Genomic DNA, 13,668 nt, shown 5'->3' on the forward strand with positions numbered 1-13,668 from the left:
GTAATCAGCCATTTGGTTCTTTAGGTTCTCTTATTTTGTTCCAGAAGGGCTAATCTTGAAATGGTTCCATAACATAAAGATAGATCTATCAATTCCGGAGGTTATTATACATATCCGGAAATAAATTACATAATTCACACATTGATCTGAAAATGGCAACTGTTGCAGTGAACGGTGGCGATCATTGAAGAGGTGGGTGGTTGCAAGGAGGCAGGGCGGATGGTACCGTATGTTATCAACAGGAAGAAAATCAGTGCATCAGTTTTTTTCTTGCCGACAAAAAGAATCGATTATTTGGAATTCTTTAACTCGGTTATGAGTTCTTTCAAATCAACAGAAGCATAGGTGGAGGAATAATCGGACATAGCATAAGGAATGATTAATTCATTATTATGTACCATAGAACCACAGGAATATACTACGTTGGGCACATATCCTTCCCTTTCTTCGGTATTGGGTACTAATAGCGGGTGTTTTGACCTTCCTATTTCCTTTTCAGGATTATCAATATCAAACAATGCTGCCCCTAAGGCATATTCGCGCATGGGACCAACGCCATGAGTAATGACCAACCAGCCTTCTTCTGTTTCGATAGGTGAGCCACAGTTCCCGATTTGAATAAGTTCCCAGGGAAATTTGGGCTGTTGCAGTATTTTGGCCTCACGCCACACTGTTATGTTATCGGAAAAGGCAATGTAGTTGTTAAATCCATCTAATCGGCAAAGCATTGCGTATTTTCCGTTTACTTTTCTTGGGAATAGCGCCATCCCTTTGGTTTTTGCAATTTCGCCATGCAAAGGTCTTATTCTGAAGTGATAAAAATCTTCTGTTTCAAGTAATTTTGGGAGGATGGTGGTTCCATCGTAAGCGGTGTACGTGGCGTAGTACATGGTATTGTTGTCGTCGTCTGTGAATTTCACAAAACGGGCATCTTCAATACCATTTTTTTCATTGGCAGAAACCGGGAAAATAACCCTTTCAGAAATATTTGTGTCCAGGGAAAATTGTAATTCGTAATGCGATGAGGCCAGCCAGGTGATTTGGTTAAAAAGGTATTCCTTATCAGAAGTTAAATGAACGGATTTTCTTAACTCTTCTATTCGTTTGCGCAATTCTCCATAGGTAAATTTATCAGGTAATTTATCTAATACTATAGCAGGTGGAATAATGGTATGGATATCCTGCATTTCATCCAGCTTATGGGCAAACATTTTCTTATCGTAAACATGCCGTCGGATATGTTCTGCCTCCTCCAGCATGTCGCCAATGGACTCAATGGAGAGTTTGTTGTCTCTGTCAAGAATGCCTGTTCTGAAAACGATGGAGGAGATATGTCCCTCGCCCGTAGCCCGAAAACTGATTATAACTCTTTTTGAGCCCGGTTTTATTTCGGTCTGGTCCGGATGTTCCACCATTGACGGATTAAAAAAAGCCGCCGATTCAATGGAGTACTCCATAGTAAAATAGGAGCCAATAAGTATTTTCTTGGAATAATCTATTTCATCCGGACTTGTTTCCAGAGACGGGAGTAAATGTGCTATGTTGTTAAAGTGTTTTTCAAAAATCCTGGAAATATTCCTGTGCCGCATGGAATAATCCCGGAGCGTTTGATTTAATGCCAGCGAAGCATCGTTCTTTGACATTTCCAGAACAAAACGAATCGTATTTTTTGCTCTCTGGTCCCCCATAAACAGAAAACGGGCTATCACCCTGCTGGGGTCAGGGTTAAAAACTAAACTCTTTCTGTTGATTGTTACTTGCATAATGGGATATTGTTTATTTCCTAAAGGTAGCTTTAAATTACCATTATTGTTAGTGCTTTTTTTTCTTTTCGTAAACGCTTTTTTGTTTTGCCGTATCATTAGTTATAATTATTTTGTCTTCTGCCGTCTTTATCGTCAGATTTTAAATTTTTACTCCCGATAAAATCCTAAATTTTAACCCATGATATGTTCTTTCTTGTTTTATAGTTTCTTTTGGTTTTGTGTCTGTCAGTTGGCCGATCTGTTTTTAGAGTCCTTTGTTGTAATGTGCCCTGGATCAGTATGAGGATGAATCCACTTTCTTTTTCTATTGTTTCCTTTTGTTTCCTGGCACGGCATGGTCTCAGCTAACTTATCGTTTTGAGGCCGGGCTTGGTGGAAGTCCTTATTCCGATTTTTGAGTGGCTAAAACCATTAATGGGGGAATTGGATATACTTTTTTTGAGGAGTTGACATTTCATGGAGGATCGAATGAATTCTTGAGTTTGGAGAAAGGCGTTTAATCGGGTTAAGTTACCTGGTTCGTGTGAGTAGGCTGAAAATAAAGGATTCGCATAGTTTCATGCCTTAAGAAAACTGACAGATTGATTAAAAAAACAGTATATCTTTTTAGGATAAATTCAAAAAACTTGATAATTTCATATTTGAAAACCACATCAGCCTTAATTAAATGTATTTATTGCCCCGAAATAGGCTTTTGACAAAAAAACTTGTTCTGAACCAGGGTTTAAGGGTTCAAATACCTTTTGATAATGTTTTGGACAGTAGTATTGGACTCTTATCTATTAATTATAAACTTAATTTTTCCATTATGACCGAAGATTTACTTAACCAAAACCATGAGACCGAGACTATTGTGCTGGACCAACGAGCATTGGCCAATATTTATGAAGCCAGAAAATGGACTTTGTTTCTCTCCGTTATGGGCTTTATTGGAGTTGGAATTTTCTTTTTTATATTTTTAGCAATGATGTTCGGAGCTAGTTTTTTGGGAGGCCTGGGTGCACTGGCTCTTATTCCCGGGTTATTGTTGATGGCAGTTTACGTGATTCCTATTTATTATTTGTATCAGTTTTCGGTGGTTTCTAAATCGGCGATTCTCACTAAACAGTCCCACTTAATGGCCGGTGCTTTTAATTACCTGAAAAGGCATTACCGTTTTATGGGAATACTTTTGATTATTGCTATAGTGCTGAATCTGGTTGTATTATTGGGTCAATTAGCCTTTTTGGGAAGTTTCTTAATGGTTCTTTAATGGCCCCTCCGTTTCTTAGTGGATTTCAGAATCTACAAGGTTTATCTTTTGCAGGTTACTTCACCCAATTCTGCAAGTAAGATTGATGCATTTAGGCAAAATAAAAATATTCATTTGTATAATAAAGAGGTGCATGATAGGCAGGCTCTTTTCCTGTAAAATTAACCCGGAGAGAAAATCCGGGGTGGGTTATTACGCCATAGAGAGGTAAGTGAGCTTTCTCTTATTGTATTGTTTCCTTTTGTGAGAGTGATAATTCCGGAATATTGGTATTCTGGTAAACTCTTGGCATTCTCGCGTCAGAAACGGTGTGAAGAATTTAGGTTTGTAAAAAAAAAATTGGGTTAGTCAACTATGAGTGTAGCATTGCTATGAAACAAAACTTGAAAGACAGAAAAACATTGATCACGTTTATTGTTGGTTTTATATTGTTTTCCTATTGGTTTTCCAATTGGCATGCTTTTGAACAGTTTTTAAAAGAATTGTTTCAATAAAAAGGATTTTACGCTAAGGGGCCTTAATTTTTTCAAAAACGATGACAAATTTCTATGCAGAAGCCTTTGAAAATAATTAAATTTAGGGGTGAATCAAAAATTTATCATTATGGTAATCAATCGGCGTGAATTCATTAAGAGAACAGCTGCAACCGCTGCAGGGTTGTCCATAGGAATGATGACTGCAGGTATGACCCTAAAGAACGGCCTTCCTTATCGAAAACTGGGTAAAACCGGTCTGGATGTTTCATTGCTTACTGTGGGAGGACACAATATTGGTAAGGACATCCTCACAGAAAAGGAATCTATTACTCTTATTCGTACGGCTATAGATGAGGGCGTGAACTTCCTGGATAACGCGTGGGATTATCATGATGGACGAAGTGAGGAGAGAATGGGGAAAGCTTTAATGGACGGATATCGAGACAAAGTGATTTTAATGACCAAACACCATGGTCGGGAGCCGAAAAGGGCTCAACAACATCTCGAAGACAGTCTGAGAAGACTAAAAACCGATGTCATTGATGTCTGGCAATTCCACGAACTGGATGAAATGAAGGAAGTGGAAGAAATTTATTCCTCCGGAGTGCTGGATTTTGCACTAAAAGCAAAAGAGCAGGGGAAAATTAAACATATTGGGTTCACAGGTCACTATCGTCCGGAAATACATTTGGAAATGATTAAGCGGGGATTCGATTGGGAAACCATTCAAATGCCTATAAACCCCATGGATTACCAATATTTAAGTTTTACTCAAAACGTATTGCCTGTAGCTGTCGAGAAAAATATTGGCGTGATTGGTATGAAATCAATGGCCGGCAACGGAGTGTTGTTGAATAAAGGGGCCGCCACAGTGGAGGAATGCCTGCGATTTGCCATGAGTATGCCCATTTCAACTCTTTGTTCAGGTATGGACTCAGTAAAAATGCTGAAAGAAAATATTGAAACAGCCCGGCGGTTTAAACCTCTTTCAGAAGCCGAGATGACTGACTTGCTCGAGCGTTCCTACGATTATGCACAGGGGGGTGAAAATGAGTGGTATAAATCTTATACGCCTGATCCTGATGATAATTGGTGATTTTGGAACCTTATTAAGGAGGTAAAAGAGGAGTTGATACTGGTCTGACACGGTAGTTGTGAGATAACAACCCGGCTTTAGTCGGGTGTTTGAATAGCTGCACCCCATTTGAGGTTTAGCCCGCTTTTGGGAGATTTTTCGCTCCAGACCACGGCCTGACTAATAGATATGGCTTATTTGGGAGTCTTTCCTTTCCGCACGATGGGTTTTTTACTACTCGTCCCGGGCGAGAATATTTAAGTTTATCTGTTTGGAGGATTAGAATTATTTACTATTGGCTCTCCAACTGGCATGTTTTTGAGCAGTTTGTGAAAGACATTTTTAATTGAACATTCAGATCATTCAACAGAGGTCTCCTTCCATATTGCCAATAAAACCCTATTAATCATTAAAACCGGAACCTAAAATGAAAAACTCAAAATCCTTTTTTCAGGTATTTATCTTCTTTGTATTTGTTTCTTGTAATTACACCCCAGAAACAGAGAGTCCATTAGTAGGAGAGTGGTCGTTTATCGAAGGCTTCTCCAATGGCAAGCAAAATTTTAATTATGAAGAAGATAGAATTAAAGTGTTTAATTCAGATGGAACCTTTTATGTCTGTCATAGTGAGAATGGTAATGAAAATATTGAATTTAGAGGAAAGTATGAGACTGTTGATGACAATCATTTTAAAGAAATCTTGAATCGCTCAACATCTGTTATTTATGTATATGATCTTAAAAATGACACATTGACCTTTGAGGGAGAATTAAAAATCCCAATGGAAAATGGAAATCATAGGTCTGTGTTAGTCAAAGAAAAGTGGGCGAGAAAAAATTAATTTATCTTCTGCCTCCTGCCTCCCAACTTCACAATTTCACAACTTTTCTAATATATATCATATCTCCATTCCCCACGCAAGTGTATTTTTGTGGCATTAAAACCACTCACAGACTTCCATGAGCCACCGCATAAAAGTATTTGCAGCCCTCACGGGTACCATGCTCTTTTGGGCTTTCTCCTTTGTGTGGACCAAGGTGGCCTTTACGGTCTGGACCCCCATTTCTACAATATGGCTGCGACTGGTTATCAGTGCGTTGTTTATTTTCGGCTATCTGGCTTTGACCAAGCGGTTGGAACCTTTAAGGATGAAAGACATTAGGTGGTTGATTGTACTCTCTTTTTTTCAGCCATTCCTTTATTTTATGGGTGAGAGCAACGGGTTGAATTACCTCTCCTCTACCATGGGCTCGGTCATTGTAAGTACCATTCCCCTGTTGGCACCCATCCCCGGGGTATTGTTTATGAATGAGCGTTTCTCATGGCTCAATCTGCTGGGGATTGTGATATCTTTTAGCGGAGTGGGACTGATTCTTTTTGAAAAAGGTTTCGAGCTTACAGCCCCCATAGAAGGACTGTTGTTTATGGCTCTTGCTGTATTTGCGGCATTGGCTTACTCAGTTGTGATTAAGCGGATGGGTAACCGGTACTCCCCGGTGAATTTGGTTGCCTGGCAGAATTTGTTTGGGGTCGGCTTTTTCTTTCCCTTTTTCTACATCAATGAATGGGAGCGTTTTGTGGCTACTCCTCCTACCGCTGATGCCCTTGGAGCTTTGCTTTTACTTGCAGTTTTTGCTTCCTCTTTTGCCTTTATCTTTTTTGCTTATGGGATTGCCCGAATTGGTGTTACCCGCGCCAATGTGTTTGCCAATATGATTCCGGTTTTTACGGCCATATTTGCCTGGATAGTTTTGGATGAGTCACTTACACTAACTAAACTAGCCGGGATTGCGATTGTTATTGGGGGCTTGTTTATTTCGCAATTACGAAAACAGAGATGATAAAGATTAAACGCAAAGACGCGATGACGCAGGGGTTTATGATAATAGCACCCGGCTTTAGTCGGGTGATTTGGCAATGAGATACTAGAATTATTATAGCCGGCTTTTTTGTGATGTCCCTCCCTTGAAACGGGATTTGTCTAAACGATAAACTGTATGATTGCTTACGGTTTTTTGATTACAATCCATACTTAAACTACTTAATTAAATTATATGTAGCAGGCGCCTTCTATTGGAGGATTGAAAATCCCCGGGTGAGGCTCGGTGTGGAATACAACTCCACACCGACATGGGTGTTGATTAAAAATATCGTCTTAAAAATGAGATTAAATGTACACTAGACCGTTAGATTTTTAGATATAAGACATAAGATGAATCGTATGACATTGAAAATCTGTATTTTAACACAAAACGCTCTAAGATATAAACACCTGATTCAAAGACTCTTGTAAAAGTTTAACGGAGTGTTGATGTACGCATACCTTATTTTATAGAAGTACGACCCGCTCTGGGGGTCGATTCTAATGTAAAACCTGATAATCTATAAATATTTGACTCGCTTCGGAGTCATCTCTTGTTGCTTAAATAGATGGAGCCTGAAGGGCTCCTATATTTATAGCTAATTTAGATATAACGAATATCGACGCTGAAAGTGTTGTACATTTTGGGGAATTAAACACGGGTTATTGAATGAATTAATTTTGCTATAGGGGTTGGTATGGGTTGGTTTTCGGCAACGCCGAAAATCAACCCATACCAACCCCTTATTATCCTGTAAAGCCCTGTCATTAGTAACGTAGTGAAGCAATCTTAATTTTTTCACCGGACACCAAGATTTTTTAATAGTAAAACAAATTTAATTTTTTCAGCTATAATTATTCCATACCTAATTCATGCATAATAAAGGAATAAACATCAGCTCCTTTTTGAATGCTGGAAGAGTAAGTCATTCCTCCGTAATGACCAGCTTTTTCCTCCACTTTCAGTAATATGGAATTGGTTTGTGCTTCCCGGTTCTGCAGGCGTGCCACAAATTTGTAGCTATGGAATGGCGGCACCCGGTCATCATTTTCGGAGGTGACCACAAGCATTGATGGGTAATTGACCTTCTCTTTGATATTGTGAAAAGGGGAATAATCTTTCAGTCGACAGAAACTTGCACTGTCTGTTGCCGTTCCATACTCATCGTTATGCCAGTGACCAACGGTAAATTGTTCAAATCGGATCATGTCTGTAGGAGCAACGACGGGAACTACTGCTTTGAATAGGTCAGGTCGTTGTGTAGCTGCGGCTGCTACGACCAGCCCACCATTGGAGCCTCCGGTGGCAGCTAGAAAATCAGGGTTTGTATAGTTTTGGTCAATCAGGTATTCGGCAGCAGCAATAAAATCGTCAAATGAATTTTGTTTGTGTTGTCCTTTTCCGGCTTTCGCCCATTTGGGGCCTTTATCACCTCCTCCCCGGATGTTGGCGAAAGCAAAAATGCCGCCATGTTCCACAAAATGAATGATTTCCGACCGGTAAGAGGGTGTTGACACTGTTCCAAATCCACCATAAGCAGATAGGAGAACGGGGTTTTTGCCATCACGTTCAACCTTTTTTTTGTGAACCAAAACCAGAGGAACGTGAACTCCTTCTTCCGATTGGTATTCCAATTCAGTGTATTCCAATTGTTCAAAATCGAAGGGAACTTCGGTGCGCTCCACAATCTCTTTTTCAAAGCTCTTGATGTTGAATTCATATACCACCGGGGGGACCGTCCAGGAAGTCAGGATAAATCGAACCATATCATCTTCGGGTTCTCCTTCAAGAGCGTGAATGGAAGAAATGAAAGGGAATTTGGCCTGATGCAAAACGGTTCCGTCATACCCCATCACCAGAAGTATCGGATGGTTGTTCGATTGTAATGTGAGTACCATACGGTCTATGTAGGGGGCTACATCCATCAGGACTCCTTCTGAAAAGGGTGGTACAATTTCTCGCCACTGTAAAGGTTTGGCCGGGTCAATCTCCACTACCCTGTTGCTTCCTGATTCGTCCGAGATGAGGGCAATGAATTTTCCATCACGACTGTCTATAATCTGTAAAGATCGGTCAAAATTGGTGATTAACGGGCGCAGAAATGGCTGATGAGAATTGAAGTCTTTGTAGAAAACGCTTACTTTATCATTCCGTTCATCGGTTTCGGTCAACATGAAAAACCGTTCATCCGAAGTGGTCGTAAAATCAAAGTTCACCCAGGGTCTTTGGGGTCTTTCAAAAATTAGTTCATCCATCTCCTGGGTGTTGCCAATTTTGTGGTAGAAAACTTTTTGGCCTGATGTCGGCCCGAATTTGCCTTCCTGCTCAAAGACAGAGTAGAAGAATCCATTCTTGTGCCATGCCAAGCCGGAAAACTTGATTCCTTCCAGGTGGTCTTTCAGGTGTTTGCCTGATGGCAGGCGAACCACCCCGACTTCATGCCAGTCACTTCCGTTTCGGGTAAATTGATAGGCGAGAAGTTCAGCATTTTTTGAAACCTGATAACCTGAAATGTTGATCTTGTCTTTTCTGGAAATATCGTTATAGGGATCAATGAGAATTTCACGGGTTTTTTTATTGCGACTGGTATTGATTAGAAGCGAGGAACCCACCCGTGTGTCGGTGAAAGCAAATGAAAAGAAATATTTCCCTTCTTTTTTGGGGAAGTTATACCGAAAGTGCCTGTTCTTATCTATCTCGTTAAAGGAATTGGTTTCTCTTTCGGCTTTCTTCAGCCAGTTTCCGGACATCTCGTTTTGTTTTGCAATCCATTCAATTGTTTCAGGGCTATCCGTTTTTTCAAGCCACCTATAATTGTCCTTTATGATATGGACGTTAAAAAACGTGTCTGTCACCTGTTCTTGTCTGGCAGGGATGAGGTTATATTCCTGGGAAAATGTTGGTTCGGAAAGGAGCAGGATAAGGAAAATGAATGAAAAGCGCATAATTTGTGGGTATTGGGATTAAAATAGTTGAATAGTTCAGTTGAGATTTTTTTTCTTAGCCATGGATGTTTTGCCTTAGCCTCCTTGATTACGCTAAATAGTCAGGAAAGATAATGCTCTTACAACCTTTCTCGTCAAAGACAAGGGAACATCCAATTCTTGTTCGGAAATACAGGGGGGTAAAATGCTATTTCAACACATGACCTGCCAGTAATTTTTGAACTTCATAAACATCCACCGATTTGTTGAACTTTTTCTGAATGCTGGGTGCACTTTCCCCCGAAATCCAAATTTTCAACTCTGCATCCAGGTCAAATGTTCCGGCTGTTTCGATGCTGAAACGGGAAATACTGCCATACACCACCGAGAAATACTCTGTTTTGCGTCCGGAGAGTCCCTGTTTATCAATAAGAAGCAGACGTTTAGTGGTGAAGATAAAAGTGTCACGAAATAACTTAAAGCCGATCTCAATTTCTTCATTCTCGGTCAGTAATTTGGTGTATTCAGCTTTGAGTTTTTCGGGTTCTACCACTCCGGCGTTGCCCATCAGGGAAGAAAAAATGCCCATAATTTTTTATTTTTTAGGGTTTGAGGTGTAAAGATAATAAAAGGATTTTAAAGGCTGATTCAGTTATAAAATTCCAATTGCCCGGATAACCAGAGGGCAGGCCGATCTGGGCTTTCGTCGAAAGAGCTTCCTGCCAAAGTTATATTTGCTTCAGATTAAACTCAATCTAGATTCATTTTAAACACATATTAAACTCAACTTAAATTCAAATTTTATTGACTTTAAGTTGAATTTATAATTGCATTAAGTAGCTTTTATAACGAACTAATATCGGTTCTTGTATGGAGTCGGTCAGAAAGAGGTTTATCTTTAGGGAGAGAGAAGATAGTCAAAAGGATAATATCGTTATTCAGAGTTCGTCAGGAGGAATTGAATGCAATGTTGTTTCTTTTTGGATTCTTTCTGTCGAAGATGTTAAACAAAAAACCCCTCGTTCGGAAACGAGGGGTATATTGTGCTGCTTTTGTGAGCTATATTATTAAAATTCAGCGCTTTTTGGTGCTCTGGGGAACGGAATGACGTCACGGATGTTGGTCATTCCGGTTACGAACAACATCAGACGCTCAAAACCAAGGCCGAAGCCACTGTGTGGTACCGACCCATAACGACGGGTGTCGAGGAACCACCACATCTCTTCTTCGGGTATGTTCATTTCGGCCATTCGGGAAGTCAGTTTTTCGTAACTCTCCTCTCGCTGCGAACCTCCGATAATCTCTCCAATCTGCGGGAAAAGTACGTCCATGGCCCGAACGGTGTTGTTGTCGTCGTTCAGTTTCATATAAAACGCTTTAATTTCCTTTGGGTAGTCGGTAAGAATCACTGGTTTTTTGAAATGCTTCTCGACCAGGTAGCGCTCATGTTCCGACTGTAAGTCTGTTCCAAAACCTTTGACCGGATAATTAAATTGGTTTTTCTTATTAGGCTTGGAGTTTTCTAATATTTGAATAGCCTCAGTATAAGTAACCCGTGCAAAATCATCCTCCAGCACAAATTTCAATTTTTCAATAAGCTCCATAGCGCGGTCGGCTTCTTTCTTGCCTTTCTCTTCCTGCTGCTGCCGCTGACTGAGGAATTCCAAATCGTCTTTGCAGTTCTCCAGTGCATACTGGATCAGATATCTCAAAAACTCTTCCGCAAGGTCCATATTGTCTTTGAGTTCGTAAAAAGCCATTTCGGGCTCAATCATCCAGAACTCGGAGAGGTGACGTGAAGTGTTGGAGTTTTCGGCACGGAAGGTAGGGCCAAATGTATATATCTCGGACATGGCCAGAGCAGCCAGCTCACCTTCCAGCTGACCGGAAACCGTCAGGTTGGTGGGCTTGCCGAAGAAATCTTTGGAGTAATCTATTTTCCCATCTTCGGTGCGGGGGAGTTTGTCGAGATCCAGGGTGGTTACCTGAAACATCTCGCCGGCGCCTTCAGCATCCGAAGCGGTAATGATAGGTGTATGAATATTATAGAATCCTTTTTTGTTGAAGAATTCGTGAACGGCAAAAATCATGGAATGGCGCACTCTGGCAATCGCTCCAAAAGTGTTGGTTCGGAAACGCAGGTGTGCGATTTCACGAAGAAATTCCAGTGAGTGCTTTTTGGGCTGAAGCGGATATTTATCAGGATCACTGTCTCCAAGTATTTCGATGGTTTTAGCCAGCAACTCCACATTTTGTCCCGAGCCCTGGGATTTCTGCAGTTCGCCGTCAACTGAAATGGCTGCACCTGTGGTAATGCGACGCACCAGTGCCTCATCAAACTGCTCCATATCAACAACTATCTGAAGGTTATTGATGCCTGAGCCATCATTCAGGGCTACAAAATTCACCTGTTTGTTTCCTCTGCGGGTCCGTACCCAACCTTTCACGGTAAAAGTCTTACCAATTTCATTCGACCTCAGTAGGTCGGCTACTTTTGTTCTCTGCATCAGCTTAATGTTTTTGTTCCTGGAAGCAACAAAATTAATGATTTGTTTTAAGGCATCCGCATTTTTTTGCGATTAAATACCCTAACCTGGACAAGCCAGAATCAAACAAATCTATACAGAATCTATCGCAGCTCCGCAGTTTTTTTCTTTTTTATCACATTATTTCTATCGTTCTGTCGGCGCTCCGCGGCTATTAATTCCTAGTATGTTAAAGCCGCTGAGGGGTGACAGAGCGGTAACTCAATTATCACAACCCCCTCCAACTCCCCAATTCCTGCAATGTCCTGTCATTTCGAACGCAGTAAAGCAATCTCAATCGTATATCTGTACACCAATGAATATTTTTCAATTAGTGGCTAATTTGTTTGTTACATTTTTTAGTTCTCAAATTAGACTGCGGTTCCATCAATTTTTTGGATATGTGAGGCATATTATGACGAAAACTTTTGAATAACACAGGTTAAGGGTATCATTTTAAGGTTGCTTGCCAGGGACGGTGTCATACTTTTCTTCCGGCCGGTTGAAGGTGTTTTTTGAGACACTCCTGATTTCTGTTTATCCTTTTTAAAAGAAATACTTATGGTGTTTTTGAAAAAAAGAAAAAGTTGCTACCTTTGCAAACCGAAATAATCCGTTCAGGTAGAAAAGAGTTTTCCATTAAGGGAACCACCTGCCGGAGAGAATCTTAAAAATTGTATTCAATGTACGCAATTGTATCCATTGGAGGCCAGCAATTCAAAGTGGAGAAAGATCGAAAGGTCTATGTGAATCGCCTCAATGCAGAAGAAGGAGCCACAGTTGATTTCGACCAGGTATTATTGGTTGACAATGATGGTGATGTGAAAATTGGCGCTCCTCTATTGGAAGGTGCTAAAGTAACTGCCAAAGTTTTGGCTCACCTCAAAGGCGAAAAAGTGATTGTATTCAAAAAGAAACGCCGCAAAGGTTATCGTAAAAAGAACGGTCATCGTCAGTATCTGAGTCAGATTCAGATCGAAAACATTGAAGGTTAACCACAAAAAAAATTAATGCGATATGGCACATAAGAAAGGTGTAGGTAGTTCCAGAAACGGACGTGAATCAGAAAGTAAACGTTTGGGCGTTAAGATTTTTGGCGGCCAGGGCGTGAAAGCCGGAAACATCATTGTACGTCAGCGGGGCACTCAGCATCATCCTGGTGATAATGTTGGCATGGGAAAAGACCATACTCTTTTTGCACTGACTGACGGAACTGTTGTTTTTCGTAAGAGACAAGGTGACAGATCTTTTGTTTCCGTTGACCCGGTAGCTGCAGAATAAGTTTATTCGTAAAAAAATTCTCATAATCTCCTGTTTTTGTTACTTTCGTAACAAATTCAGGAGATTTTTTGTGTGCTTCTTGTTTTAACGCAAAGACACAGAGAGTAGGGTGTTTGAAGAGAGATCAGAATACTATTTTTTAACATCTTTCTAATTGATAGAATTCTTCTGTGATTAAAATAGATTTACTGTTCAAAGAGGTGGTGGCCTGTCCGCTTTCCGGGCCGGCGGATGGCGGGAAGCCAAAATGGGCGACGTTCATGGCCTTGCGCAATAGCCGGAAATTTTGGCTTTCGCGGGCTGATAGGTTTAAGCGGACTAGACTTTTTTCGTTCTTTTTGAGGCCATGCCAAAAAGGACAATAAAAAGAAATTAAAAGTGGGGCTTCTGACTTTTTCAGTAAACCCTAATATATAATAATCTTATACCGAAAATATGCTCACACTCAAGTACATTCAGGACAACCGGGAAGAGGTAATAGCCCGGTTAAAAACAAAGAGGTTCGAC

General features: G+C 40.5%; 10 protein-coding genes. 6 read left to right on the plus strand and 4 right to left on the minus strand.

The window, feature by feature from the left end; translation table 11 throughout:
• Positions 1 to 290: 290 nt before the first annotated feature.
• A complete protein-coding gene (locus tag QZZ43_RS15155; RefSeq protein WP_291861177.1) occupies positions 291 to 1,763 on the minus strand; it encodes a glycoside hydrolase family 130 protein in 1,473 nt (490 codons plus the stop codon).
• A gap of 811 nt (positions 1,764 to 2,574) precedes the next feature.
• Here QZZ43_RS15155 and QZZ43_RS15160 point away from each other — a divergent pair.
• The 4 genes from QZZ43_RS15160 (at position 2,575) to QZZ43_RS15175 (ending at position 6,410) form a co-directional block, all read left to right on the plus strand.
• Positions 2,575 to 3,018: a hypothetical protein gene (locus QZZ43_RS15160; RefSeq protein ID WP_291861178.1), complete on the plus strand. Its 444-nt coding sequence runs from the start codon at positions 2,575 to 2,577 to the stop codon at positions 3,016 to 3,018.
• 603 nt (positions 3,019 to 3,621) lie between these two features.
• The gene (locus QZZ43_RS15165) at positions 3,622 to 4,590 is read left to right on the plus strand and encodes an aldo/keto reductase (RefSeq protein ID WP_291861180.1); all 969 of its coding nucleotides are present in this window, start codon (positions 3,622 to 3,624) and stop codon (positions 4,588 to 4,590) included.
• Between the two features lie 406 nt (positions 4,591 to 4,996).
• Positions 4,997 to 5,410, plus strand: a complete 414-nt coding sequence (locus tag QZZ43_RS15170) for a hypothetical protein (protein WP_291861182.1) — start codon at positions 4,997 to 4,999, stop codon at positions 5,408 to 5,410.
• Between the two features lie 118 nt (positions 5,411 to 5,528).
• Complete coding sequence (locus QZZ43_RS15175; protein WP_291861183.1) at positions 5,529 to 6,410, plus strand: DMT family transporter; 882 nt, start codon at positions 5,529 to 5,531, stop codon at positions 6,408 to 6,410.
• An 875-nt stretch (positions 6,411 to 7,285) separates the two neighbouring features.
• On the opposite strand, the gene QZZ43_RS15180 is transcribed toward QZZ43_RS15175, so the two are convergent.
• The 3 genes from QZZ43_RS15180 to asnS all read right to left on the minus strand — a co-directional run bounded on the left by QZZ43_RS15180 (position 7,286) and on the right by asnS (position 11,862).
• On the minus strand, positions 7,286 to 9,376 hold the full coding sequence (locus QZZ43_RS15180) for a prolyl oligopeptidase family serine peptidase (protein WP_291861185.1): 2,091 nt from the start codon (positions 9,374 to 9,376) through the stop codon (positions 7,286 to 7,288).
• Positions 9,377 to 9,563: 187 nt separating this feature from the next.
• A complete protein-coding gene (locus QZZ43_RS15185; RefSeq protein WP_291861187.1) occupies positions 9,564 to 9,944 on the minus strand; it encodes a PH domain-containing protein in 381 nt (126 codons plus the stop codon).
• Positions 9,945 to 10,422: 478 nt separating this feature from the next.
• The gene (gene asnS / locus QZZ43_RS15190; RefSeq protein ID WP_291861189.1) at positions 10,423 to 11,862 is read right to left on the minus strand and encodes an asparagine--tRNA ligase; all 1,440 of its coding nucleotides are present in this window, start codon (positions 11,860 to 11,862) and stop codon (positions 10,423 to 10,425) included.
• A gap of 701 nt (positions 11,863 to 12,563) precedes the next feature.
• On the opposite strand from asnS, the gene rplU reads away from it, so the two are divergent.
• The gene (gene rplU / locus QZZ43_RS15195) at positions 12,564 to 12,875 is read left to right on the plus strand and encodes a 50S ribosomal protein L21 (protein ID WP_291861191.1); all 312 of its coding nucleotides are present in this window, start codon (positions 12,564 to 12,566) and stop codon (positions 12,873 to 12,875) included.
• Between the two features lie 22 nt (positions 12,876 to 12,897).
• Positions 12,898 to 13,161 carry a 50S ribosomal protein L27 gene (rpmA, locus tag QZZ43_RS15200; protein WP_291861193.1) on the plus strand — a complete coding sequence of 88 codons (264 nt, stop codon included), beginning with the start codon at positions 12,898 to 12,900 and terminating at the stop codon, positions 13,159 to 13,161.
• The last annotated feature ends 507 nt before the right edge of the window (positions 13,162 to 13,668 follow it).

This window comes from Marinilabilia sp. (assembly GCF_016278715.1).
Classification (GTDB): domain Bacteria; phylum Bacteroidota; class Bacteroidia; order Bacteroidales; family Marinilabiliaceae; genus Marinilabilia.